Origin of the sequence: Beggiatoa alba B18LD, assembly GCF_000245015.1 — a bacterium.
GTDB lineage: Bacteria > Pseudomonadota > Gammaproteobacteria > Beggiatoales > Beggiatoaceae > Beggiatoa > Beggiatoa alba.
Genome location: NZ_JH600070.1, coordinates 1,852,726 through 1,879,130 on the forward strand (window position 1 = coordinate 1,852,726; position 26,405 = coordinate 1,879,130).

The 26,405-nt window shown below is 41.0% G+C and carries 24 protein-coding genes; 14 read left to right on the forward strand and 10 right to left on the reverse strand.

Annotated features, from left to right (window positions below):
* Positions 1-224: 224 nt before the first annotated feature.
* The 7 genes from BEGALDRAFT_RS07530 (at position 225) to BEGALDRAFT_RS07560 (ending at position 8,219) form a co-directional block, all read left to right on the forward strand.
* A complete protein-coding gene (locus BEGALDRAFT_RS07530) occupies positions 225-1,763 on the forward strand; it encodes a DUF5691 domain-containing protein (RefSeq protein WP_002685321.1) in 1,539 nt (512 codons plus the stop codon).
* Positions 1,760-2,836 (forward strand): ATP-binding protein, encoded by a 1,077-nt coding sequence (locus tag BEGALDRAFT_RS07535; protein WP_002685323.1) that lies wholly within the window; start codon positions 1,760-1,762, stop codon positions 2,834-2,836. Before BEGALDRAFT_RS07530 ends, BEGALDRAFT_RS07535 begins: the two co-directional genes overlap by 4 nt.
* A 658-nt stretch (positions 2,837-3,494) precedes the next feature.
* A complete protein-coding gene (gene prfC / locus BEGALDRAFT_RS07540; RefSeq protein ID WP_002685330.1) occupies positions 3,495-5,078 on the forward strand; it encodes a peptide chain release factor 3 in 1,584 nt (527 codons plus the stop codon).
* Positions 5,079-5,085: 7 nt separating this feature from the next.
* A complete protein-coding gene (locus tag BEGALDRAFT_RS07545) occupies positions 5,086-5,718 on the forward strand; it encodes a DUF599 domain-containing protein (protein WP_002685334.1) in 633 nt (210 codons plus the stop codon).
* 2 nt (positions 5,719-5,720) lie between these two features.
* Positions 5,721-6,476: an RNA methyltransferase gene (locus BEGALDRAFT_RS07550; protein WP_002685335.1), complete on the forward strand. Its 756-nt coding sequence runs from the start codon at positions 5,721-5,723 to the stop codon at positions 6,474-6,476.
* 262 nt (positions 6,477-6,738) lie between these two features.
* Positions 6,739-7,401, forward strand: a complete 663-nt coding sequence (locus BEGALDRAFT_RS07555; RefSeq protein WP_002685336.1) for a DedA family protein — start codon at positions 6,739-6,741, stop codon at positions 7,399-7,401.
* A 2-nt stretch (positions 7,402-7,403) separates the two neighbouring features.
* A complete protein-coding gene (locus tag BEGALDRAFT_RS07560) occupies positions 7,404-8,219 on the forward strand; it encodes a CbbQ/NirQ/NorQ/GpvN family protein (protein ID WP_002685337.1) in 816 nt (271 codons plus the stop codon).
* Between the two features lie 24 nt (positions 8,220-8,243).
* On the opposite strand, the gene BEGALDRAFT_RS07565 is transcribed toward BEGALDRAFT_RS07560, so the two are convergent.
* Both BEGALDRAFT_RS07565 and BEGALDRAFT_RS07570 read right to left on the reverse strand, forming a co-directional pair.
* On the reverse strand, positions 8,244-8,966 hold the full coding sequence (locus tag BEGALDRAFT_RS07565; protein ID WP_002685338.1) for a glutamine amidotransferase: 723 nt from the start codon (positions 8,964-8,966) through the stop codon (positions 8,244-8,246).
* 88 nt (positions 8,967-9,054) lie between these two features.
* Positions 9,055-9,846, reverse strand: a complete 792-nt coding sequence (locus BEGALDRAFT_RS07570; RefSeq protein ID WP_002685340.1) for a GNAT family N-acetyltransferase — start codon at positions 9,844-9,846, stop codon at positions 9,055-9,057.
* 160 nt (positions 9,847-10,006) lie between these two features.
* Here BEGALDRAFT_RS07570 and BEGALDRAFT_RS07575 point away from each other — a divergent pair, with 160 nt between their 5' ends.
* Positions 10,007-11,026 (forward strand): Rpn family recombination-promoting nuclease/putative transposase, encoded by a 1,020-nt coding sequence (locus BEGALDRAFT_RS07575; protein WP_002685342.1) that lies wholly within the window; start codon positions 10,007-10,009, stop codon positions 11,024-11,026.
* Entirely contained in the window at positions 11,027-12,034 is a 1,008-nt protein-coding gene (locus BEGALDRAFT_RS07580) for an Rpn family recombination-promoting nuclease/putative transposase (RefSeq protein ID WP_002685345.1), read from the forward strand.
* Positions 12,035-12,462: 428 nt separating this feature from the next.
* Here BEGALDRAFT_RS07580 and BEGALDRAFT_RS07585 read toward each other — a convergent pair whose 3' ends face one another.
* The 5 genes from BEGALDRAFT_RS07585 to aspS all read right to left on the reverse strand — a co-directional run bounded on the left by BEGALDRAFT_RS07585 (position 12,463) and on the right by aspS (position 19,355).
* A complete protein-coding gene (locus BEGALDRAFT_RS07585; RefSeq protein WP_002685347.1) occupies positions 12,463-13,893 on the reverse strand; it encodes a sigma-54-dependent transcriptional regulator in 1,431 nt (476 codons plus the stop codon).
* Between the two features lie 280 nt (positions 13,894-14,173).
* Positions 14,174-15,826 carry a GGDEF domain-containing response regulator gene (locus tag BEGALDRAFT_RS07590; RefSeq protein ID WP_002685349.1) on the reverse strand — a complete coding sequence of 551 codons (1,653 nt, stop codon included), beginning with the start codon at positions 15,824-15,826 and terminating at the stop codon, positions 14,174-14,176.
* Positions 15,827-16,068: 242 nt separating this feature from the next.
* Positions 16,069-16,632 carry an alpha-ribazole phosphatase gene (gene cobC, locus BEGALDRAFT_RS07595; RefSeq protein WP_002685351.1) on the reverse strand — a complete coding sequence of 188 codons (564 nt, stop codon included), beginning with the start codon at positions 16,630-16,632 and terminating at the stop codon, positions 16,069-16,071.
* Between the two features lie 577 nt (positions 16,633-17,209).
* A complete protein-coding gene (locus BEGALDRAFT_RS07600; RefSeq protein WP_002685352.1) occupies positions 17,210-17,464 on the reverse strand; it encodes an FmdB family zinc ribbon protein in 255 nt (84 codons plus the stop codon).
* An 85-nt stretch (positions 17,465-17,549) separates the two neighbouring features.
* The gene (gene aspS / locus BEGALDRAFT_RS07605; RefSeq protein ID WP_002685353.1) at positions 17,550-19,355 is read right to left on the reverse strand and encodes an aspartate--tRNA ligase; all 1,806 of its coding nucleotides are present in this window, start codon (positions 19,353-19,355) and stop codon (positions 17,550-17,552) included.
* Between the two features lie 486 nt (positions 19,356-19,841).
* Between aspS and BEGALDRAFT_RS07610 the strand changes: the two genes are divergently transcribed.
* Genes BEGALDRAFT_RS07610 through BEGALDRAFT_RS07620 form a run of 3 tightly spaced genes read left to right on the forward strand, consistent with a single transcriptional unit; the run spans position 19,842 to position 22,439 of the window.
* Positions 19,842-20,108 (forward strand): hypothetical protein, encoded by a 267-nt coding sequence (locus tag BEGALDRAFT_RS07610; protein ID WP_002685354.1) that lies wholly within the window; start codon positions 19,842-19,844, stop codon positions 20,106-20,108.
* 7 nt (positions 20,109-20,115) lie between these two features.
* Positions 20,116-20,895, forward strand: a complete 780-nt coding sequence (locus BEGALDRAFT_RS07615) for an AAA family ATPase (RefSeq protein ID WP_002685356.1) — start codon at positions 20,116-20,118, stop codon at positions 20,893-20,895.
* Positions 20,896-20,900: 5 nt separating this feature from the next.
* Complete coding sequence (locus BEGALDRAFT_RS07620; protein WP_002685358.1) at positions 20,901-22,439, forward strand: tetratricopeptide repeat protein; 1,539 nt, start codon at positions 20,901-20,903, stop codon at positions 22,437-22,439.
* Between the two features lie 180 nt (positions 22,440-22,619).
* Here BEGALDRAFT_RS07620 and BEGALDRAFT_RS07625 read toward each other — a convergent pair whose 3' ends face one another.
* Positions 22,620-23,222, reverse strand: a complete 603-nt coding sequence (locus BEGALDRAFT_RS07625) for a peroxiredoxin (protein ID WP_002685360.1) — start codon at positions 23,220-23,222, stop codon at positions 22,620-22,622.
* Between the two features lie 244 nt (positions 23,223-23,466).
* Positions 23,467-24,282: a C40 family peptidase gene (locus BEGALDRAFT_RS18110; RefSeq protein WP_002685364.1), complete on the reverse strand. Its 816-nt coding sequence runs from the start codon at positions 24,280-24,282 to the stop codon at positions 23,467-23,469.
* Positions 24,283-24,451: 169 nt separating this feature from the next.
* Here BEGALDRAFT_RS18110 and BEGALDRAFT_RS07635 point away from each other — a divergent pair, with 169 nt between their 5' ends.
* Complete coding sequence (locus BEGALDRAFT_RS07635) at positions 24,452-24,964, forward strand: hypothetical protein (RefSeq protein ID WP_002685366.1); 513 nt, start codon at positions 24,452-24,454, stop codon at positions 24,962-24,964.
* A 123-nt stretch (positions 24,965-25,087) separates the two neighbouring features.
* Here BEGALDRAFT_RS07635 and ssb read toward each other — a convergent pair whose 3' ends face one another.
* Entirely contained in the window at positions 25,088-25,624 is a 537-nt protein-coding gene (gene ssb / locus BEGALDRAFT_RS07640; RefSeq protein WP_002685368.1) for a single-stranded DNA-binding protein, read from the reverse strand.
* Between the two features lie 410 nt (positions 25,625-26,034).
* Between ssb and BEGALDRAFT_RS07645 the strand changes: the two genes are divergently transcribed.
* The gene (locus BEGALDRAFT_RS07645) at positions 26,035-26,403 is read left to right on the forward strand and encodes a response regulator (protein WP_002685370.1); all 369 of its coding nucleotides are present in this window, start codon (positions 26,035-26,037) and stop codon (positions 26,401-26,403) included.
* Positions 26,404-26,405: the final 2 nt, after the last annotated feature.

A 26,405-nucleotide genomic window follows, 5' to 3' on the forward strand; every position in this document is an offset into this window, starting at 1 on the left:
GAAATCAAGATTGCTACAGCGCAACATTATATAGGATGCAAAAAACGACTGGTGAGTATTAAAAATAACAATGCTTACTCATGAGATTTTTACAACTTTAACGAGAAACATACAAACAGCAACGATTAAAATGCGACAATAACGCCTTATGCATTTTTCCTGACTTTGAAAATATGAAGCAAGCAGGTTAAATTAAACGACTCAATCAATATTTAGGATTGTCTATGATGCACCCACAATGGCAAACCTTATTAAAACACGCCATCTTAGGAACAGCACAACAACCTTACGCCGTTCCAACTGCAAGCGATGATATTCTTTCCCCGTTATATCAACAACTCACCACAAAACCGACCGAAGAGCAATTATTGTCCACGGCTGCATTGTTGCTTATTTCCCAACAGGTTGGCGCACTTCCGCCAAAGGCAACTGAACCGCCCATTCCCACCTGTGAAGCAGAAACACGTCCACTATGTACACCTAAAGCGGCACATTACCTAGAGGCGATACTCTTAAAAGACATCAATAACTGGGAACTCTTACTATTAGAATGGGTTGCATTAGCACAAAAAAAAGCCTGCATTGTTCCCCCTAAATACTTACCTACTTTATTAAATGTCATTCAAAGTAAACCTGAATTACGGGGACGGATTCCCAGCCATGTTGTTGGCAAACGCGGTGAATGGCTCTGCCAACAATCTTCTGCGTGGAAAGAATTATTAGTCAGCGTCGATATAAACGAAGAAAACTGGACAAACGCCTCACAAGCGTCACGGGTGCAATGGCTCGCCAACATTCGCGCAACTGACCCCGCAAAAGCCCGTCAACTCTTAGAAAACACATGGGGAAGCGAATCAGCAAAAGATAAACAAGCCTTTCTCCCCCTATTTTTCAAAAATCTAAGTTTAGACGATGAGCCTTTTTTAAATCGCTGTTTAAAAGAACGCAGTAGCCTTGTTGTATTAATGGCAACACGCTTACTCAGTTGTTTACCCTCTGCACTGACACAACAATTACTCAGTGTATTAGATAACTATTTACAAATTGAGCAAAAAACACTACGTCAACGTAAATTAATCGTCACTTTACCAGAGACATTTAACGACGATTGGAAAAAATGGGGCGTTCCTGAAAAAGATACGCCTTACGGCATGGGCGAAAAAATGGGCTGGTTATACCATTTACTCAGCCTAATCCACCCCAAGCAATTTCTACAACGCTGGCAAATAGACCTAGACACCTTTCTTGCACTGGCTAAAAAAACCGCATTTGCAGGAGCCTTAGAATCTGCGTTATACAACTCAATCAGTGGACATCAAGATGCTGAAAACGCAGTGATACTGATTAAAAGTACACACAAAAAAATCTATTTAGATCGCTTACATCACTTCGCAACAACTATCGACTTTTCTGATGCAGAACGCGAAGCCCTGCTAATGCACTACTTCACCGAAAAAAATACCGAAGCCTTTAACGACTATAGTATTTTGAATCCCATGAATGCCCTTATTAAAGGGCAATATTCTCCTGAAATGAGTCGTTACATCCTTAAACAGCTCCCCACATGGCTAAAAGCAGAACCCTACTATCAAATTACCTATTTCCTACAAGCTTTAGCATGTAAACTTGCGCCAGAAACCTATGCAGATATCAGCCCTGAACTACGACAATCCTTAACCGAAAAGCAATCCATTACAGGGGTTGAACTGTTTTTAAAATATTATGAATACCGTTTTCATAACCTACAGGAATTTAAGTCATGAATGCACTACGGGAACATGCAGAACAACAATTTGCGGAAGAGATAGAAAACTTAAAAAAGGTAGATAAACGTCATCGTCCGCCAAACTGGCATTTATCGCCGTGGGCAGTTGCCACTTATCTCATTGGTGGAAAACTAGAAAATAAATTTGAAATCACGCCAAAATACATCGGCAATCGTCGACTGGTAGAAATAGCCGTTGCGACCCTAACCACCGACCGCGCCTTACTTCTCTACGGCGTACCTGGTACGGCAAAATCCTATGTGTCTGAACACCTAAGTGCTGCGATTTGTGGCGACTCCACCCTTTTAGTACAAGGCACTGCGGGCACGAGTGAAGAAGCCATGCGCTACGGCTGGAATTATGCTGAACTGCTCGCTAAAGGCCCGTCCGCTAAGGCTATCGTTCCAAGCCCCATGATGCGCGGCATGGAACTTGGCAAAATTGTACGGATTGAAGAACTCACCCGTATTCCTGCCGATGTACAAGATACCTTAATCACCGTGCTTTCCGAAAAAGTCCTACCGATTCCAGAATTAAGTAGCGAAATTCAAGCACAACGTGGCTTTAACGTCATCGCCACCGCTAATAACCGCGATAAAGGCGTAAACGAACCCTCTAGCGCGCTTAAACGTCGCTTTAACACCGTTATTCTGCCTCTCCCTTCAACGTTAGAGGAAGAAGTCAGCATCGTACAAAAACGTGTCAGCGAATTAGGGCGTGCCCTTGCACTACCTGCCGAACCACCCGCACTGGCTGAGATTCGCCGCGTTGTCACCATTTTCCGCGAATTGCGCAATGGCGTGACTGAAAACGGCAAAACCAAATTAAAAACTCCAACCAGTACATTAAGCACTGCCGAAGCAATTTCCGTCATGAATAACGGCTGGAGTTTAGCCGCACACTTTGGCGATGGCACAATCGACGCGAGCGATTTAGCCTCTAGCATCATCGGTGCAATCGTAAAAGACCCTGTACAAGATAGCGTCGTCTGGCGTGAATATTTAGAAACTGTCGTTAAAGAACGCAGTGATTGGAAAGATTTATATCGTCATTGCCGTGAATTAAGCTAATTCTATTCAATTCAATAGACCTACTAAGGTTTTCAAAACCTAGTAGGTCTTTCTTTTGTCTGAATCAGAATTCACAGAATTTTCAGAATTAGCAGAATTAAAAAACGTGATTCACCTGACTTTTTGGTTTGAGGGTTTTAAATCCTGTTAATCCTGAAAATCCTGATTCAGACAAGGTTTTAATCTTTTCTGGTCAACCCTCTTTTGTCTGAATCAGAATTCACAGAATTTTCAGAATTAGCAGAATTAAAAAACGTGATTCACCTGACTTTTTGGTTTGAGGGTTTTAAATCCTGTTAATCCTGAAAATCCTGATTCAGACAAGGTTTTAATCTTTTCTGGTCAACCCTCTTTTGTCTGAATCAGAATTCACAGAATTTTCAGAATTAGCAGAATTAAAAAGCGTGATTCACCTGACTTTTTGGTTTGAGGGTTTTAAATCCTGTTAATCCTGAAAATCCTGATTCAGACAAGCTCTTATCTTTTTAAAAAAATCTCGCCAAATTTAGGTTAAGTATTGAGGAAATTCAAAAAACTCAATCTCACATTGCATGTAATCTCATAATGGCAATATTTTCCCCTCAAAAAACTGATTTAAACCTCATAAATACGATACAATTCTTTTTTTTGCGATTGCCACCTACTAAATCGATTTAGCATGTCCACTCTGATTGAAGAAACGGCGAAACGCCGCACATTTGCCATTATTTCCCACCCTGATGCAGGGAAAACTACGGTTACTGAAAAATTATTACTGTTTGGCGGTGCTATTCAATTAGCAGGCACAGTAAAAGGGCGTAAAGCTGCCCGCCATGCCACTTCCGACTGGATGGAGTTGGAGAAGCAACGCGGGATTTCTGTGACTTCTTCCGTGATGCAGTTTCCTTATAAAGACATCATTATTAATCTGCTCGATACACCGGGACACGAAGACTTTTCCGAAGATACGTATCGCACTTTAACCGCTGTTGATTCTGCGTTAATGGTGATTGACTGCGCGAAAGGGGTAGAAGAGCGCACGATTAAATTGTTAGACGTGTGTCGTTTACGTGACACACCAATTATGACGTTTATCAATAAATTAGACCGTGAAGGTCGTCCCGCAATTGAGTTACTCGACGAAATTGAAAGCGTTTTAAAAATTCAATGTTCTCCCATTACATGGCCTATCGGCATGGGGAAACGCTTTAAAGGCGTGTATAACTTACTTGACCATACCGTCACTTTATTTGAACACGGTAAAAACGCCGTTGCGAGTGAAGGTAAGCAATTTAAGGGCTTGAATTCGCCAGAATTAAACGAATTGATTGGCTCACATATGATTGATGAGCTACAAGAAGAATTAGAGCTTGTACAAGGGGCAAGTCATCCTTTTGATTTAGACGCTTATTTATCGGGAAAATTAACCCCCGTCTTTTTTGGCTCGGCGATTAATAATTTTGGTATTCAACACTTACTCGATGGATTTACTCAATATGCACCGTCGCCACAACCTTGCCCAACCACCACGCGCATCGTAGAAGCGACTGAAGATAAATTTTCAGGTTTCGTCTTTAAAATTCAGGCAAATATGGACCCTGCCCACCGTGACCGCGTCGCATTTTTGCGGGTTTGTTCAGGACAATATACAAAAGGGATGAAAGTGCGCCATGTGCGTTTGGCGCGAGATGTGCAGATTTCTACCGCATTAACTTTTATGGCGGGCGAGCGTGAGCATGTCGAGGAAGCCTTCCCAGGCGATATTATTGGCTTGCATAATCATGGCACGATACAAATTGGTGACACGTTTACGCAAGGTGAAGAGTTGAAATTTACAGGTATTCCCTACTTCGCGCCTGAAATTTTCCGCCGTGCACGTTTGCGTGACCCCTTACGGATGAAGGCGTTATTAAAAGGGTTGATACAATTGAGTGAAGAAGGGGCAACGCAAGTATTCCGTCCTTTAAGCAATAATGATTTGATTCTTGGCGCGGTTGGAGTTTTACAATTTGATGTTGTTAGTTGGCGATTAAAAAATGAATATGGGGTTGAGTGCAGTTTTGAAAATGTGCAGGTTGCAACAGCGCGTTGGATAAAATGCAATGATGCGAAAAAGTTGGAAGAGTTTAATAAACGCGCCTTTGAATATTTAGCGTTAGATAATGCTGATCAACTGGTTTATATCGCACCAACAAAAGTGAATCTTAGCCTTGCTCAAGAAAAATGGGCAGATGTGCAATTTTTAGCCACACGAGAGCATTAATGTCGGTATGAGCGGTTTAGAGGCATCATTTACGTTACTCGCTTTTAGCGTTGCGGCTGCATACCATCTTTACTTATACATCCGTATGCGTCACACCCCACACAGCGTGCGTATGGGACAAATTAATGCCTTGCGTGTGCTATGGATAGATAGCGTTTTAGGCGGTAAAAAAGATGTGATGGTTGTCCAAACCCTGCGTAACTGGATTATGTCTAGCTCTTTTCTTGCCTCGACAGCAATTATCATCGCATTAGGCATATTAAATGTAACTTTAACCGCTGAACAACAGCATACCCACGAAGTCTTATGGGTGACTAAACTAGCACTGTTAGCGATAAATTTCTTTTTAGGCTTTCTCAACTTTGCGTTGGCGGTCAGGCTTTACAATCATCTGGCTTTTTTACTCAATATTCCCACGAACGACAAAACGCATCATGATTTACGCCAATTTGTCATTAAAACCTTAAAACGGACTGCCTATTACTACAATATGGGAATGCGACACTACTATTTCTCGATTCCCTTAGCACTCTGGTTGCTAGGTAGTATTTGGCTACTACTGGGAATGTTGGGTTTACTATTTCTCCTTTACCGCCTCGATTTTGGCAATAACGATATACATTGGCTACAAGCCGACTAATTATGTCCACCTCTTTAGATAACTTACTGCGTCGTTTACATATTGTTATGGTTGGCACGACTCACGCGGGCAATATAGGTTCTGCCGCACGTGCCATGAAAACCATGAATTTATCTCGCTTAGTCCTTGTCGAACCGCTCAAATTTCCTTCAGCAGAAGCGACTGCTTTAGCCTCAGGTGCTAGCGATATATTGCAACAAGCTCGTGTTTGCGATTCCTTAGAAGATGGCTTAAAAGACTGTCGAATCGTCTTCGGCTGTAGTGCACGTTTACGCAGTGTGGCATGGCCCATGCTTACCCCAGAAGCTTGTATCGAAAAAGCCTTAAATTCAGGTGAAGACTGTGCGATTGTTTTCGGACGCGAACATTCAGGCTTAAGCAATGCCGAATTAGACCGCTGTCACTATCTCGTACAAATTCCCTCAAATCCTGATTATGCGTCGCTAAATGTTGCTAGTGCTGTGCAAATTCTCGCCTATGAAGCCCGTCGCCAAGCGATGCGTTTAACTGATATAAAAACCCCTGAAGTTAAAAATGAAATTCCGCTTGCGACATCGGAAGACCTTGCGCATTTATACGCTCATTTAGAACAAACCTTAATTGATGTCGAATTTTTAGACCCAGCCAAACCAAGGCATTTAATGCGCAAACTACAACGTTTTTTTAACAAAGCGCATCCAAATCAATCTGAAGTCAATATATTGCGCGGTATTCTGACTGCCGCCCAAAAAAAAGCCCAAGTAAAGACAGAGACATAAAATTAATCAATAAATCGTAATGCAACGCCGTTATTTTTTATGTCATGTGCTTTTTATACAATAAAAATAATGGTGGTGCTAAACAAGTTAAGATTCACAGGATTCAAAACGCTAAAAACAAAAATAACGTGAATAAATCTTTTAAATCCTGAAAATTCTGATTCTGACAAACAAGTTTTACTATTTAGCACTATCTAAAAAAGAACAACATTCACGCGCTCAATTTCTCTATTTATCACTCTCCTAATAAAAGGGCATCATCTTGGATTTAGAACAACTTATTATTAATTATGGTTATCTTGCTATCTTTATTGGTACTTTTTTAGAAGGCGAAACAATCGTTGTATTAGGTGGCATTGCGGCACATATGGGATTACTTGACCTCCCGCTGGTTGCAGCTACTGCTTTCATGGGTTCATTTATGGGCGACCAATTATTTTTCCAAATTGGACGCATTGGCGGAAAACGCCTACTGGCAACCCGCCCCGTCTGGCAGGAACGCATTGAATATATTGATGAACTACTGCACCGTTACCGCTTCTGGCTCATCCTGACTTTCCGCTTTTACTACGGGCTACGCAATATCATCCCCTTTGCCCTTGGTACAATGAGCGTCCCCTTTAAACAATTCTTTATCCTCAACTTTGTCGGTGCGATTATCTGGGCAATTATCCTGAGCTGTTTAGGCTATTTATTCGGACAAGCCTTTGAAGCCTTTCTTGATAAATATCAGCTTCCTGCGATTATCATTATTGTACTTATTCTTGCCTTCATCCTTTTCATGGTCAAACGACGCACGAAAAAGAAAATTATTCATAAGATTGAAGAACATCATCACCATATACACCCAGATGCTCCAAACCCAGAGCATCCCCACTCAGACAACATCAACACGATAAATCATTCAAATAACACAAACCATTGACCATGAACGCAGCGCGGACTTTTAAACCAGAAGAATACTACGTCGAACAAGAACCCTATTACGAAGCAATAGGCAATGAGGTAGAACTGTTCGAAGCTGCCTACCGCAATCAACTCCCTGTCTTGCTCAAAGGGCCAACGGGTTGCGGTAAAACCCGTTTTATCGAATACATGGCATGGAGACTTAAACGCCCATTAATTACTGTCTCCTGTCATGACGACCTCACCGCCTCTGACCTTGTGGGGCGTTTTCTCATTCATGGCGGGAATACGGTTTGGGTTGATGGCGCGTTAGCCCGTGCAGTGCGTCACGGCGCGATATGCTACCTAGATGAAATTGTCGAAGCGCGGAAAGATACAACCGTTGTGATACACCCACTTGCAGATGATAGGCGTGTTTTGCCGATGGATAAATTAGGCGAATTACTTTTATGTCCGCCCGAATTTTGCCTTGCGATTTCTTATAATCCTGGTTATCAAAGTGTTTTAAAAGAATTAAAACAAAGTACTCGACAACGTTTTGTCGCGCTAGAGTTTGATTATCCGAGTGCGGAAGTTGAGCGTAAAATTTTAATCACCGAAACGGGGATAAACTCAGCTATGGCGGATAAATTAGTAAAATTCGCTCAAATGACCCGCAATTTAAAAGGCAATGGCTTAGACGAAGGCGCGAGCACGCGCTTATTAGTCCATTGCGCTACGCTCATTGTTGCGGGCATTGCGCCCCTTGTTGCTTGCCGTAGTGCGATTACTCAAACCTTAACCGATGACCCCGAAATGTTAAAAGCGGTGGGAGAGTTAAGCAGTGCATTGTTTTAAATAATTTTATTTCTTTTTATCCTGTTATAAACGTGCACTGACAAGAGTTGCAAATCGTTGCAAAATACTTTGTGCATCAGGGGTGTCGATAACTTGTTGTCGCGCTGTTGCGACATCTAAACCCTCTTTAATAAACACGGTTTCGCGTTCATTTAAATAGGTTTGCATGATATCTGCGTCAAATTCGGGATGAAATTGTACACCCCATGTTGTATTACCGACGCGATAGGCTTGGCAGGCTGTGTGGGCGTTGCTGGCAAGTATCACCGCATGTTCAGGTGGTGTTATCACTATTTGACGGTGCATCGCATGAACTGATAAAGGGCTTGGCAAGGTATTCAGCAATACATCATCTTGACACGCATCCGTTAAATTCACGGTGACAACGCCAATTTCAAACCCATTGGGATTATTTGCCACTTTCCCGCCCAGCGCGTGGGCAATTAATTGATGTCCATAACAAACGCCAAGTAAAGGGATTTGTGCTTGATGAACATTTGTTAGCCATTTCGCGGTTAATTCGCTCCAGCGTTCGCGGTCTGTGACCATCGCGGGCGAGCCTGTGACTAAAACGCCTGCGACTTCATCTAAAGTATCAGGTAACGGCTCACCGTCAAAAACGTCTATCAGTTCTTGTTGTGTCTCATCAAAAGGCAATTGTTGCGTAAACCATTGGTCAAAATCGCCACGTCGTTTTATTAAGGTGGGGAAGGTCTTGCCCGTTTTTATGAGAAATAGTTTTTTCATGTGTTGCTCGCGTGCGTGAGGAAAACAGGTCAGTCTTGCATCAAACGCGATATTATATAAAGTCTCAATCAGTGACGGCTATGATTATCTACGCGGCAACAGTGTGTAATGTGTTATGTGTTGGGCGTGTAGCACGGTTGACAAAGTGCTTCATGTAGCGGTCTTGTAAGTTATCTAAATCAAGCAGGATAAAGACATCTGCAACTTTAAAATCAGCATCCCAATAAGGTTCGCCACAAATTTGCGCCCCTAAGCGTAAATAGGCTTTGAGTAAAGAAGGGGTGTCTAAATTAAAGGTATCTTCTTCTACCGTTTTCCGCAGGGGAATTTTAGGGGTAACGCGCAATTGATCATTGCTAAAATAACGTTCGCGGAAGTGGTCAAATAAGCTATGGTGGTCGTCGGTTGGCATGGGAATACTGGCACATCCCATTAAGTAGTCAAAACCCTCTTCCACCATAAAACGGGCAATCCCCGACCATAATAGAGTAATTACGCCACCTGTCCGATATTCAGGATGTACGCAGGTACGTCCAATTTCCATAAACCGCCCTTCTAGGCGTAAGACGCGGGATAAATCAAATTCTGATTCGGAGTAGAACCCGCCCGCCAGTTTGGCTTGCTCATTGGTTAAAATACGAGTACAACCAACAACTTGATGAGTTATCGATTCACGGACTAAAACATGCTGACAATAATCGTCAAAAGCATCAATATCATAGCCTGATAAACTGGTATTGAGTGTTGCGCCCATTTCTTCGGAAAAGACTTGATAGCGTAGGGCTTGCGCTTGTCTCACTTCAGCTTTATTCGTGGTAATTGTGACGTAGCATTTTTGCTTGTCATCAACGTCGCGTACAATCGTGTTGTTTGTATTCATGCCAGAACCCCGTAAATATGCTGTGGATTCTTTAAATTAGCAAGGCAGAATTGCATTGTTTTGACAGTGATATGACAATAAAATTAAAGTTTTATGTGTGTTTGATGACAATATGCCATTAAAGAATAATATGCATTAAACCCTCACTTTTATTAAATTTATGCAGACTCTCCATGACCGAGGCTATAAAAGGCTATTCTCCAATAAAACCTTTTTCCGCCAACTCCTACAATCTTTCGTCCCTGAACCATGGGTTAAAGATATCGATTTCGAATCTGCTGAGCGTATCGATAAATCTTTCGTCTCTGAACACTACAAGGAAACTGAAAGCGATTTAATTTATAAAGTTAAATTTAAAGAACAAGAAGCCTATATTTATGTCTTGCTAGAATTTCAATCTTCCGTTGTATGGTTCATGGCATTACGGGTTCTACACTATCTCTGTAGTTTCTGGTTAGACTACGCAGAAACTCGTCCTAAAGTGAAAAAACTCCCACCGATTTTTCCTATCGTTTTATATAACGGCGAAGAAAAATGGACGAAGCCCACGCGATTACGCGATATTTTAGAAGAACCTGACTTATTAAAAGGCTATACCCCTGACTTTCGCTTTTTCAAAATTGCTGAAAATGAATACAGTCAAGAACAACTGTTACAAATTAAAAATCTGGTTTCAACGCTATTCCTCGCAGAAACCTACCCCAACGATATAGAACTACTCATTGCACAAGTACTAAACTTATTTGAGACTGAGCAACAAGAAGGGGTTTCACTCTTAGCCAACTGGTTTGCGCAGTTAATGATACACGGACGACGCTCTGTAGAAGACTATCAAAGTTTGGAGCAGGTCTATCAAGATAAATACGAGGTAAAAGCCATGCTAGACAATGCGATTCAACAGATACGGCAACAAGAAAGGGCTACAGGATTTGAAGAAGGCATTTTTAAAGGGAGAGCACAAGGACTCGAAGAGGGGATTTTCAAGGGCAGAGCCGAAGGCATTTCTAAGGGCAAAACAGAAGCCCTAATTACCCTATTAGAAGCTCGCTTTATGCCTTTAACAGTAGAAGAAAAAGAACGCCTGTTTCAATTAACGGATGAAAAGATAACCGCTTTATTAATCCAATTCTATAAAATCGATAGTATAAGTGAGTTTTGGCAGGGTATTGAGACACATTAGATGCAAACGCTTCATGACCGAGGCTATAAAAGGCTATTCTCCAATAAAACCTTTTTCCGCCAACTCCTACAATCTTTCGTCCCTGAACCATGGGTGAAAGATATCGATTTCGAATCTGCTGAGCGTATCGATAAATCTTTCGTCTCTGAACATTACAAAGAAACGGAAAGCGATTTAATTTATAAAGTTAAATTTAAAGAGCAAGAAGCCTATATTTATGTTTTACTAGAATTTCAATCATCCGTTGTATGGTTCATGGCGTTGCGCGTTCTGCACTATCTCTGTAGTTTCTGGTTAGACTACGCAGAAACTCGTCCTAAAGTGAAAAAACTCCCACCGATTTTTCCTATCGTTTTATATAACGGCGAAGAAAAATGGACGAAGCCCACCCGATTACGCGATATTTTAGAAGAACCTGACTTATTAAAAGGCTATACCCCTGATTTCCGCTTTTTCAAAATCGCTGAAAATGAATACAGTCAAGAACAACTACTACAAATCAAAAATCCGGTTTCAACGCTATTCCTCGCAGAAACCTACCCCAACGATATAGAACTACTCATTGCACAAGTACTAAACTTATTTGAAACCGAGCAACAAGAAGGAGTTTCACTCTTAGCCAACTGGTTTGCGCAGTTAATGATACACGGACGACGTTCAGCAGAAGACTATCAAAGTTTAGAGCAGGTCTATCAAGATAAATACGAGGTAAAAGCCATGTTAGACAATGCCATTCAACAGATACGGCAACAAGAAAGGGCTACAGGATTTGAAGAAGGCATTTTTAAGGGGAGAGCACAAGGACTCGAAGAGGGTATTTTCAAGGGCAGAGCCGAAGGCAAAGCGGAAGCCCTAATTACCTTATTAGAAGCTCGCTTTATGCCTTTAACAGTAGAAGAAAAAGAACGGCTGTTTCAACTCAGTGATGGGAAATTAATGGCGTTACTGGTCAAATTCTACAATATTGAGAATATCAGCGCATTTTGGCGAGAAATTGAAACTCATTAGATGCAAACGCTATGAGATGCCCAGCGTCTCAAATCGCCCGCTGAATATCGCTACGTTGATGAAAAGTGGCGTTATCCATGACAATTACAGAGTTTTGAGGGAGTTTAGGGAGTAACTCTTAGGTTATCCAAGCAAAAAAGACATCGGAATTAATCGCCCCAGAAACGAAAGAGACCGTTAATAAACAAAAATTGAGCAAAGCCCCGATGGCATTAGTACGTCCTTTAACCTGAGTTCGGCGAGTTTCTTTTAAAAAGATAACAGCTTGTCTGAATTCTGACTTTTTGGTTTGAGGGTTTTAAATCCTGTTAATCCTGAAAATCCTGATTCAGACAAAAAAACCTGCTAGGTTTTAAAAACCTAGCAGGTCTGTCTTGGGTTTACTTTTTTATTTAATTTATTAAATAACATATTCATTATGCCTTCTCTTATTGCAAATGAATATTTTCCCCCTTCTTCGCGTTTTCTTTCTCTTCTTCTAAATTTTTCATATAACGTAAAGGGTCTATAGCATGGTCACGCAATAGTTCTCTAAATTCATTGGGGTCACAACCTGCAACATGGGCGGCTTGGTGTATGTCTCCTGCGACCATGTTCATTACACGTTGTAGATAATTTTTATCAAATTCTTTACGGGCTTGTGTAAGCGTTTGAAATTTATTTTCAGTATCGCGTAAGGCTTGTTTTACGAGTGATAATGGAATCATCGGCGAGGCAGAAAGAACGCTACATAATTCAATTACATTTTGTAATTGGCGCACATTTCCCGGCCAAGTCAGATTGATGATGTATTCCATTGCATCTGGTGAAAAACGCGGGGTTTGTTCTAGGGATTCGCGTTGGGCTTGTTTGTTTAAGAAGTGGTCGACAAGCAGTGATATATCTTCGCGCCGTTGTGAGAGGGGCGGGAGATAGAGTGGAATAACATTGAGTCGATAAAAGAGGTCTTCACGGAATTCTCCACGGCGGACGGCAGCTTCTAGGTCGTGATGGGTGGCGGAAATAATGCGCACGTCCACAGTAACGCTATTGACCGCACCGACGGATTTAACTTGTCCATCTTGTAAGGTCCGCAGGAGTTTAACTTGTAGTGTTGCGGGCATATCGCCGATTTCGTCTAAGAAAAGTGTACCGCCGTTTGCTGCTTGGAAGAGTCCTAAGTTTTTGCGTACTGCGCCTGTGAATGCGCCTTTTTCGTGTCCGAATAGTTCGGATTCTAGGAGTTGTTCTGAGAGCGCGCCACAGTTGATGGCTAAAAATACTTGTTCTTTGCGGGGGCTTGCACGGTGAATGGCGCGGGCAAGCAGTTCTTTACCTGTTCCCGTCGCGCCTCCAATGAAGATGTTACTGCGGGTTTTTGCCACACGCTGTGCTTGTTTGAGCATGTTGGACATGATGGCACTGCGGTGAATAATTTCGGGGGCAAATTCGGCAGCTTCATCTTTGTTGGCTGTACCTACATGCGTGAGAGCTGATTGTACACAGCGCATGAGGTCTTCAGGGTCAACGGGTTTAGTGAGAAATTCAAAAACGCCTTGATGTGTCGCTCGTACTGCATCAGAGATTTGCGCACTACCACTGAGCATGATGACGGGTAGCACGCTGTTGTAATCTTGAATTTGTTTAAGGAGTGCTATGCCATCCATGCCATCCATGCGTAAGTCGGTGATGACAAGGTGCGGACGGAAATTGGGAAGTTCTAACACGGCTTTTTCGCCGCTTTCTACGGTTGCAACTTCGTATCCTGCATCTTCAAGCCATGCAGACATCAGTGCAAGAATAAAGGTGTCGTCATCAACCAGTAAGATACGTAGCGGACGTACTTCTTCTTCTGTAGGGGTTATGGGTGTATCTGACATGCTTTGTGGATTCCTTAGCGTTCATTCAACAATTATTTATTATGATAGGTCGTAGATAGTGAACTCTATATTCTAAAATTCAATCAGTTAATTTGAGTATTTTTAAACATCATTACTATATGTGTCGTCTTGTTTAGCTCAGTTTGTTTTGTATTGAGTGTTTTCAGTAAATTTAGAATTAACTGTCATTGTCGCCGACTTTTTGGCTTGATGTTTAACTTAATTATATTTTTTTGATTCTGTTATTAATTCAATTTTGTTAGTGCATAGGATAGTGTATTTATAGGATAGTTTCTAATGAAGTTGCAACTACTTGATTGCGCCCTCGTCGTTTGGCTTCTTGTACTGCTTTTTCGGTAGCTTGGAGAATATCGCGTTCACTATTTATTAGTGGTTCATGGTGTAAATGTCCTGGGTAGTAGGCAATGCCTGCGCTGAGGGTGAGCGGTATCAGGGTATTGTTCACTTTCACTTGGCTATTGGCGATTTCTTCTACAAGTTGTTCTAAGACTTGTTGGGCGGATAGCATGTCAGCGTCATTGAGTGCGATAACAAAGCAGTCGTCTTTGTAGCGTCCTAATAGGTCTCCGCGTCGAAAACGTTGGCGTAGCATTTTAGCGATTTGTCTTAATACGTTGTTGCCTATCCAGTAACCATATTCTTGATTAAGCTGTTTAAAGTTGTCTATATCTATCATTGCGACCGCAATCGGACTGCCTGAACGTTCTGCATTGGCAATACTGGAAAGTAGGCGATTGCGAAATGTGTTTGTATTGAGTAGTTGGGTTAAGCCGTCGTAGGCTTGTAGCGCGTTGAGACGGTGTGCATGTTGAATACGTTTTAAAATGAATTGAATCACATATTCTGTTTGAGTCGGTGTATTGGGGATGGGCAGATAGTCTTCGTTACTCACAGCGTGATGTTGCCCATAGGATTGTAAATGATTGTCATCAGTTAATAAGATAACGGGCAGGGTGAGATAAGCATCTTCTTGTTTGAGGAGTGTCAGTAAATGTATACCTTGTTCTATCCCGATATTTAAGTTAATCAGCAGTAATTGCGGTTGTAAGGCGATTAGGGTGTTAATCATATCTGTTGCTGTGTGCACAATGTGGAGATGTAATTGTGTGCTACGCAGTGCTTGGTGATAATTGCTTGCGGTATTTTCTGTTGTGTTTGCTTCTAACAGTAGAATATGTGGCGGGTTTTTAAATCGTGGGCTGATAATGTGTTCAAAGGCTGTTTGTAAATTGGCGAGTGTAATTGGTTTGGGTAAATAGTGTGTTGCGCCCGCAGCAATCGCAGTTAAACGGGTTTCAATGGTATCTTGATAAGAGGTAAAGAAACAGGGGGTTTTTGTCAGTAGGAAGGTTTTTAAAACCGTTCCTACTTGGGTTAGGTTGTGTGTCGTTAAGACATCCATTAAAACGACATCAACCTGTAAGTTAGCAATAAGCGGTATTAACTCTTCTAACGTGGCGCACCATGTTATCTGATAGCCCATATATTCCATTTGTTTTACAAAGGCTTCATTCTCAGAATTACGGTTGTCAATATAGAGAATATGCTTTAACGGCAAGGGGGCAACGATGGCATCAAATAAGGATGAAGGGTTTGTATTATGCTGTTCAGCATAAATAGTCAATAAGTCACAAAGCCGTTTTAAGCTAAGATATAAAGTGTTTTTATCATTGATAACTTCCGCTTTTAAAAGCTGTTCAACGGTATAAGCAAGCGAACTAATATCAGCAAACCCATAAACCCCCGCGCCGATTAAACGCACGACGATTTGCTCTAATTTAGCAACAGCATCCCCTTGCCAGTTTTGTTGCTCTGCCAATAACATCCCATTGATAAGCTCGGTACGCTTTTCAATCATAGAATGCAGATACAATTTTTGTAACTGGCTTTGTTGTTCAGAAATACTAGACATAAACCCTACCTTATCGTTATTTATCATGGTATGGCTAGCTATTTATCGTTAGCAATTTTCTATGCAGTGTCTGCTCACGTATTATTGACCTTTGACATATTTAAACGCATTCAAGAACAGTGAATTAACCGACATATTTTTATCACGTTATTTATTCAGTATAGTCGGAAATAATAGTTTCCCAGATTAAAGCTGATTTCACGACGATGATTGACGAATTGCTAAGAAAAATTGTAGTTTTTCTAACGGTTAAGATACTCAATCGCGTGCCAATCTTTATGATACACAAGTTTGTGTACTGAGCCGTAATCCACCTTAAAACAAAAAGATTTTTGTAAGGGTATTTCTAACAGCAGGGCAATCAAGGCTCGAATCACGCCTGCATGTGTCACGATAGTAACTCGCTGATAGTTTTGCTGAATCAATTCATTCCAAAAATCCTGACAACGCGCTGATAGCGTTTGATAACTTTCGCCCCTTGGCGGCGCAATGCGAATAATGTCATCTGTCCATTTTTGCAATTGCTCAGGATTAATATCGTTGAAATTCTTCATTTCCCACTCACCAAAATTCAGTTCCATAATGCGAGAATCGCTTATAACATTATTCCCCAAAATTTCAGCGAGTTGCAGACAACGACTTGACGGACTGCTGATGATTACATTGTCCTTGTCTAGTTCCGTTAATTTGTGCTTAACCGTTTGCACGTCTTCGGCAAAACTGTCAGCCAGTGCAATATCAGATTGCCCATAGCAAACGCCACTTGAGACGGCTGGTGTAGTATGTCGAATGAGATAAATGTCCAAAATTCTGTCGTTATTGTGAAGTAGATAATTCTGTCTGTTGTTGGGTCGCACCCATCGCAATTGCCAGCATCCCCTCTATTTTAATTAAAATAGTTTTTTAGATTCGTAAAGCGAGGGAATAACAGGAATTGCCAATAAACAGCCATAATTTGGCGGAAGCATAAATGATGCAACACCAAAGCAACGCAGATGAATATTATTAACTTAGGACTTTATGATAGGTTTTGTCCTGCCTATCCTGCCATTGTTGCATGTTTCTTTATGGTTGCTTTTACGATCGGGTTGGTGGCAAAACGGCTTACACCCTGTCCTGCAATGAATTGTTAGATGGTTAATTCAGGACATTGCCGTCGATACAGAAAATTTTAACAATAATGTTAAATTCATGCCAATACTACCGATAAACCACTGCGTACAATCAAGCTGTTAAGTCCCACCTGTTTTGCTACTGCGTTATTGTTTTATTTCATAAAATAAGGACTGGCAATTCAAGCAACTACTCGATTGACCAGCCCTGTTTTACTCGTCATACAATGACAGGCAATGCTAAAAAGTGCGGTGTATTTAAGAATTAAATTTAATGTAACCCGCACATGCCCCCGCCACAGCCACCTGATGCACAAGCAGGCATATCAGGATTTTTTAACGCCCGACTACTCACAATTTGCCCACCCGTAATTAAGCGCACAATCGGCGTATCGGCTGGCGTATTGCCCAAGGCTAACCCTGTATTAGCGCATAATTCGCCCCACGTACTTAACTCTTCATTCATCCCATGTTTTGCTTCTATCGTTTGCCCATTAGAAGCACAGTGATAATCATAAGTCGGCATGATATAAACCTCATCTTGCTGGATTAACCAAGGTAAAGACTTTTACGATTTAAAAAAAGTGACTTTACCCCGTTTTATAAAACCGTTAAGCCCCTGCTTTAACCGCTGTCACTTCTTTCGCTGCGGGCGTGCGTAAACGAATATGTAATTCACGCAACTGCATTTCGCTCGCGGGTGACGGTGCAGCCGTCAACGGACAACTAGCAGTTTGCGTTTTCGGGAACGCAATCACATCACGAATAGAACTTGCACCCGCCATTAACATGACCAAACGGTCTAAACCAAACGCCAGCCCACCATGGGGCGGACAACCAAATTTTAACGCATCGAGTAAGAAGCCAAATTTAACCCGCGCCTCATCCTCCGTAATCCCTAACAAACGAAATACCGCCGCTTGCATATCAGGGCGATGAATCCGAATAGAACCGCCACCGATTTCAGAACCATTTAACACCAAATCATAAGCGCGAGACAAACACGCACCAGGGTTCGCCTCCATCTCCCCAATATCATTGACTTTAGGCGCGGTAAACGGATGATGTAAAGACATCCAACGATTCTCCTTATCATCCCATTCAAACATCGGGAAATCCACCACCCACAACGCTTTCCACCCTGCTTGCGTTAACTTCAAATCCTCGCCTATCTTCAAACGCAACGCGCCTAAAGACTCATTCACAATCTTAGCTTTATCCGCGCCGAAGAAAATTAAATCACCCGTGTTAGCTTTTGTGCGCTCTAATAATTGGCTAATCACTTCATCAGGTAAGAATTTTAAAATTGGTGATTGTAAGCCATCACGACCTGTCGTGATATCATTGACCTTGATATATGCCAACCCTTTCGCGCCATAAATCGTCACAAAATCCGTATAAGCATCAATTTGCCCGCGTGACAAATCCCGCCCGCCATTCGGCACTAACAACGCAGCAACCCGTCCATTAGCATCTTTAGCAGGCTGAGCGAATACCTTAAACTCCACATCCTGCATCAAATCGCCCACATCCACCAACTCTAACGGATTACGCAAATCAGGACGGTCAGACCCAAAACGGCTCACCGCCTCATGATAAGTCATACACTGCAAAGGCTCAGGAAACTCAACATTTAAAACCTCTTTAAAAATTCCCCGAACCATCTTCTCCATCGTATCGCGCACAATGGTTTCATCGACGAAAGACATTTCCACATCGATTTGCGTAAATTCGGGCTGACGGTCGGCGCGTAAATCCTCATCACGGAAACAACGCACGATTTGATAATACCTATCCATCCCCGACATCATTAATAACTGCTTGAATAACTGCGGAGATTGAGGCAACGCGAAAAACTCCCCGCTATGAGTACGGCTAGGCACTAAATAATCCCGCGCCCCTTCAGGCGTTGCCTTTGTTAAAAACGGCGTTTCAATATCCATAAAACCGTTACTGTTCATATATTCACGTACTAAACGGCTCACGCGCGTACGCAACTTCATCCGCTCCAACATCACAGGGCGACGCAAATCTAAATAACGATAACGCAAACGAGTTTCCTCATTCACATTATTTTCATCCATTTGGAAGGGCAACGCCTCTGCGGTATTTAAAATTTCAATTTGTTTACCAAGAATTTCAATCTGTCCTGTGGACAAATCCATGTTTTCCGTGCCTGCGGGACGACGGCGAACAAGCCCTTGCATTTGTACAACATACTCATTTCTTAACCGCTCTGCCGTGTTAAAAGCCTCTTTTGTATCGGGGTCAAACACAACCTGCACAACCCCCTCACGGTCACGCAAATCGATAAAAATAACCCCGCCATGGTCACGGCGACGATGTACCCAACCGCATAAAGTCACGGTTTGGTCGATGAATGCTTCATTAATCTGTCCACAATAGTGGCTACGCATGGCGTTATCTTCCTTACTTGTTCAAGCAATAAAATTTCGTTTTATAAAATCTTGGGCAAAACTAAGCATGTTAAGCGGTGTCCTGTAACCGTGCAAGTTATCAGAACCAACCCAACAACAATTTTTTAAAAATGATAGCTAAAAATAAAATGTCAATAAAGTTTATAACGCTAAGACAATAGATAAGTATTAAAGTATTAAAAATTTCATTAATAAATATATAGTTATCTAAATAAAATAAAAGTCTGACAGCTTTTTAAAACAAGTTAAATTTTTTCTTGTTACCAAAACACTGCTTGGCTAAGACTCAAACGCCTAAAACCATAAACATATATACTCAGCAAGCAAAATACAGTTAAAACAATAGCATTTTATCTATATTTACCGTGAAAAAAAGGAGAATAAGCCATATACTTAATGTCCCTTTTTTACACTGCTTTTTATCTATAATTTGTGAATATTTTTCTATGATTATGCGAGGTTATCATGAGTGATACAGTGATTGTTGCTATTGTGCTTGGTGTTGTTGTCATTGCTGTTGCTGTTGTTTTTCTCTTAAAAGACCGTATTAGCTCGGCAAATTTCAAAGCCAGCAAAAAAGGGTTAGAAGGCGGATTAACCGCACATGAACAAGCAACTTCTAGCATTAGTCGTAATAAAATCAAGGGTGATGGGAATACATTAAAAACAAGCAACGCTGGAAAAGTCGACGACAATGAGATAGAAGGAAATAAAAATAAATTAGGCGAGTAAACAAACTATGACAGAAACAATGGCGAATTATTACAAAGAACGCCAAGCCTTTTCCGCGCTGTGGCAAGCCCAATGTGAAAAGCGAATTGTGTTTTATCGGGGAGAGTCAGGCAGTGGAAAGTCAACATTATTAAAGGCTTGTCGGCGACAAGTTCCTGACTCCGTGCATAAAATCGTTGTGAATTGCGCAGATGCTGAAATTCGAGTTGTTGATATTTTTTCCTTATTAATTGATAAGTTAGGCTGGGAACGACTCGGCGCGTTTCGACAACAACTCGCTAGTTTAAGCCCACAAGTCATTGGCAAAATTGATAATAATGAAATTGAAGGCAATGGCAATATTATTCAACAGGTGATTAATATCGGTAGTCCTGAAGAGCGTAAAGACCGACAAGCGCATTTAACAGATGCGTGGTTGCAGGATATGAAAAGCGTGGATAAGCCTTTGTTATTTATAATAGATACTTATGATAAAAGTATCGAAGAAATGCAAAATTTTTTACATCGGCTATTAACGCGAATGGTGCGCTTGCCTGCGTTGCGCTTGGTGATGGCGGGGCAAAGTGTGCCGAATGTAGAAACCTGTAGCGAGTGGACAGATTGTTGTGATTTGTATGATTTATATGGGGTAAAAGAAGCCGAACATTGGTTGCCTGTGGTAACGGAAATGAAACGACGTTTTCCTGATGGCATTGAGCCACATTCTTATTTAGCAGGAATTTGTGGGGCATTTCAAGGTCGCCCTGCTGACATTAAAAAATTTATTGAATCTTTCCCACGAGTTTAAAAAATATGGATAACAAATATTTAGAGTTTTTAACTCGTGTGCAAGCGGCGGATGAATCAGAACGCCCTGCTTTGCTTTTGGAATTCAGTCTTGCGCAATTATCGCCTAAAATCCGCGCCGCAGTTGAAGCAGCCGCCATTCCACATTTTTTTGATAAGCATTTTTTAAATGCCCTCTTAGCAGATTCTTTAACAGAAGCAGAATTTCAAGAATTAACCCAACTTTCTTTTATTGAAGCCTATCCTAAAGATAGTTTTTTTAATGTCCATGAAAAAACTCGCCTTTTATTATTGGATAAATTATGGAAAGAAAATCCTGATAATTATCGTGAAATCAGCCAGCGTGCTTTTCAGTATTGCCAACAACAAGACCAAGAATCGACTACATGGCGAATTGAAACGCTTTATCATCAAGTGATTGCAGAGCCAGAAATTGGGGTGGATGAGTTATATGAAACAGCACGCAAATGGAACAACCCTCCTAATTTTGCCTACGATAAAATAGAAGTTTTAACGCGTACTTTGCATGAACATATTGATGATAACCGATTAAATACTTTAGGAAAGCATACAGTTTTATATTGGGAAGGAGTTATTGATTCTATATATTCCCGTCCTTTTGATGCAAAGACAAAGTTGCAACAAATCAACTTAACATTAGAAACAAGAGACTATTTAAAAGCGAACTGCCTTTGGCGATTAGGCAATGTGCATCTAAATTTATCAGAGCTAAGGGAAGCGCGGGGACAGTATGAGCAAGCCCTGCCCATTTTTCGCCAGATTGGCAAGAAACTTGGTGAGGCAAACTGCCTGAAAAGACTAGGTGATATACATCTACGTTTATCAGAGTTAGGGAAAGCACAAGGACTGTATGAACAAGCCTTGTCCATTTTCCATCTCATTGGCGCGAAACTCGGTGAGGCGAACTGTCTTCAAGGTTTAGGCGATGCACATCTAAGTTTATCGGAGCTCGTGGAAACGCAGGGACTGTATGAACAAGCCCTGCTCATTTACCGTCTGATTGGTGCTAAACGCGGTGAGACACAGTGTCTGAGAAGTTTGGGCGATGTGTATCTACGTTTATCGGAGTTAGAGGAAGCACGGAGACTGTATGAACAAACTCTGTCCACTTTCCGTCTGATTGGCGAGAAAATCGGTGAGGCGAACTGCCTTCTAGGTTTAGGTGAAGTATGTTTAAAACAAACTGAACTTGAACGAGCTGAAAAGTTAATTAAAGATGCACAATGCATTTATCAAGCGATTCATGAACCTGTTGGACAAACTGATAGCCTCAAAATGTTAGGATTACTCGCAATACAAACAGGCGAATATGCCAGTGCACAGAATTACTTTGAGCAAGCACAACAACAATTTAAAAAAATTGCCAATCAAGAAGGTATCGCCGAAACCCTAGAAGCCTTTGCCGAATTGCACACTGCCCAAAATCACCCCGACACCGCCCGCGACTATTGGCAACAAGCGATTGCACTTTATGAAAAACTTGGCATGAGCAAACGCGCGGATAAATGCAGACAGAAAATTTAAGATTCACTCTTACCAATTCCTACGCTTCGGCTATTGCTTTTTTTTCCTTATCCTGATGAAGAAAAAATAAAAGGACTGGCAGTCTTTGAAAGATTACCAGTCCTAAAATTACTTAATCATTTTTGTACGAATAAGCAGATTTTTAATCCTAAAAATCTTAATTCAAACAAAAAGATTTGCTTATAAGGCCTCAACATTTTTGCTTAAATAAGCGGCAACGCCTTCGGGTGAGCCTTTCATGCCAACTTCCCCTTTTTTCCAACCAGCAGGGCAAACTTCACCGTTTTCTTCGAAGAATTGTAAGGCATCAACCATGCGTAACATTTCATCAACGTTACGTCCTAAGGGTAAATCGTTGACAACTTGGTGCACGACTTTGCCTTCTTTGTTAATTAAGAAAGAAGCGCGATAAGCAACACCACCAGCAGCTTCAATACCGTAGTTTTTAACGATGCTGTGATTGATATCAGCCACTAAGGTGTATTTCACAGGCCCAATGCCGCCTTTTTCGACTGGGGTGTTGCGCCATGCTAAATGGCTGAAATGAGAGTCGATAGAAACACCAATGACTTCGACATTGCGTTTTTTGAATTCTTCTAAACGTTTGTCAAATGCAATTAATTCGGTTGGGCAAACGAAGGTAAAATCTAAGGGGTAGAAGAAAATAACGGCAGGTTTGCCTTTGATGGTGGCGGATAAGTTGAAATCTTCAACGATTTGACCATTGCCTAAAATAGCGGCAGCAGTAAAGTCTGGGGCGGCGTGTCCAACTAAAACTGTCATTGTTCAAACTCCTTGATTATCGTTTGATGATAGGTAAAAATCAGGAAAAACCTTAAAAAATAAGGGATTTTTCCAAGCACTGTAATAACATCTATTATTGAGTCATTGTATCCAATTTAATCTGATTTAGATACAGTCTAAAAAATTTCTTTTTCGAGTGTTTGCCAATATTGTGACCTTGATGTTATTACACAAGCCCTATTAAAAACATTCTGTGTTGTTTTTCCCCCGCTTTGATAGTTGTTTAGCCGAGAACTACGCGCCCGCCTCTGACAAAGCGTTTTGCATAGTAACCGCTAGCTAGGCTGTCCACAGTCACCCGTTTACCACGGGAAGGGGCATGGATAAAGCGATTATTGCCGACATAAATGCCAACATGACTAATTCGTTTAGCACGAGAGGTTTTAAAGAAAACTAAGTCACCTGGTTGTAAATTTTCGCCTTTCACAGGTAACGAGGCAAGATATTGATCATGTGCAGTTCGGGGTAGAGAAATACCGATTTTGCTGTGTGCGTAATAGACTAAGCCACTGCAATCAAAACCGCTGAGATTTTTACCACCAAAACGGTAGCGCGTCCCTAATGCTTTATTTGCCTGTGCAAGCACTAAATTCATACGAGTTTTAAGCGGTAAATAACGGGCTTGTTCGTAAGAAATAGGATTATCAGCAGATTCTAAAAGTTGAGTATCATCTTCTTCCGCTTCTGCCATTTGTCCTAAGGTGTCGACAAAAATTTCGACGACTTTGTCATAAGAGAAACTATTTTTAGTGCCTGATTGTTGTAATACGTCTAAATAAGCAATAGAAACAGATTGTTCCGCTAAAGTGCTGACAACAGTGTCATAGGAAAAGGAGAAAGCACCGACAGGGTCAACTAATTTACTTTGTTGAAAATTAATAAGTTCTGTCTTTAAGTCATCTTGTTGAATAGATAAGTCTAAAGGTGCTGGTTGTAAATTGGCTTCTTTAACATCACTTAGTTGGCTACATCCTGTCACTAACCCAACATAGGCTAACAATAGACAGGAAAACCCATTGATTTTTTTAGATTGAAACATAAGCGCTAGCACTGCTCCCTGTATTTAAATTTATTATTTATGATTAGGTGACAACACCTATTGATTATTCTAACGATTCTTATTTACAAAAGATATATAATGAGTGAAATCTCATATTGTCTATTTATTCAACCAAAAATTCCATTTTCTTTATAGGAGTTATTCAGTAATGCGTTTTTACTTTTCTGTTCTTTTAAGTAGTTTGTTGGTTTTACATAGCAGTATCAGTTTGGCGAAATCTGATGAAGCGGCGATAACTGAGGCAAATAGCATTGTAGATGAGTTAGTTGCGCTCACTAAACAAGGACGGGACATGACAGCTTTACGGGCAGAGGCTGATAAAACTGCTTGTAAGGCGAAAAAGGAAACCTTGCAACAAGCAAGCGAAGCTTTGTTAATTCGGGTTTATCGTTTACCTGATAATTTCAGACCGCCTATGCAAAATGTGCTGATGGACATTTTTAACTGTGTTTCTTGTGAGGAAACAGCACTTCATTCTTGCGATTTAATGGATGAAGGTATCCCAAGCTTGCGTGAATTTTTAAAAGACCCAAGTGCTGTTAACCCTGTGAAAGAATTAACGGTATCTCCTAATTCAAAAACAGTGGTACAGCCTGCTACTTCTTTAGCAATTCAGCCAGCCCCCGAAGCCCCTGCGACAACAAGCACTGAGCAAAAATAAGTTGTTATTGCGTCTTATTTGAATGTAGGAAATAGATAGGGCAGGTAAGTAATCACTTATCTGCCCTATTTGTTTTGACATTCTATCTATTATTTTGAAGCGGATTATATACTCAAGACCTTTTTAGAAGGGAATGTCGTCATCGAAATCGCTAGGGGGCGGATTATTGTTCGTTGCGGCGGGTTGTGGCGTGCGGTTAGTAGCGGGCGCAGGGTTTGCACGGGGTGGGGTGTTGGATTGCATTGCGGGTGGTGGCGGTGGTGCATAATTACTATTATTGCCTTGTCCTTGACCATAATCCGCAGAATATCCTTCATTATTACGGTTATTACTTCCTAACATGGTCATTTCTCGCGCCACAATTTCAGTGGTATAACGTTCTTGACCGTTATTATCTTGCCATTTACGGGTTTGTAATTTGCCTTCTACATAAATCAAAGAGCCTTTACGCAGATATTCGCCCACAATTTCGGCTAGACGTTCAAAAAATACTACACGATGCCATTCTGTCTTTTCCTGCTTTTGCCCTGATTGTTTATCTTTCCACTGTTCACTGGTTGCTAAACTAATATTTGCCATCGCAGAGCCAGAAGCACTATAACGTACTTCAGGATCATTGCCTAAACGACCCACCAAAATTACTTTATTGACACTAGACATTTATTATTCTCCTCAAAAAATTCAAATTGGCAGGTAGTTTGTATCTACAAGATAAATAAGCCATAAAATTATTGATAACAATATATGTTACACAATTCTGCCACTTCATAAATTCTCATTATAATGTATGAATAAACAGTATAAAACACTAGACCCAGAGAAATTAGCACGTAATATGCACAATATTTTTTTGCATTTTATGAGTCATGATGTTCACATTTAATATGCAGTAACTATAGGATTTATTTTAAATAAATGCTTTTATCATTATTTAATGAAATACCTTTAAATGCCTTGTGTTCTCACCCATACCAAGGGGAAGGCAATTCGTAAAAATAGTCTGTATGATATGCCATCAGCCTAAAGCAAGTGATTTATTATTTTTCATCAATTATTAGTTATACGGTTACATGAAAATAACGCAAATACTCATCAGTGATGATTCTACATCGATGCGGCAAATGCTCGCATTTACGCTAACGCAAGCGCGTTATAGCGTGACTGAGGCAGATGATGGCGAACAGGCTCTCGCGCTTGCGAAAGAACATCCATTTGATTTAGTTATTACCGACATCAATATGCCTAAACTAGATGGGTTAGCATTAGTGCGAGAATTACGCACACTTCCTGCTTATCAATTCAAACCCATTTTATTATTAACCACAGAAACAGACCCTGAAAAAAAATTACTCGCAAAAACCAGCGGGGCAACAGGTTGGATTAATAAGCCTTTTGACCCTGATAAACTGCTAGCGGCAATTCGTAAAGTGTTGGGATAAAT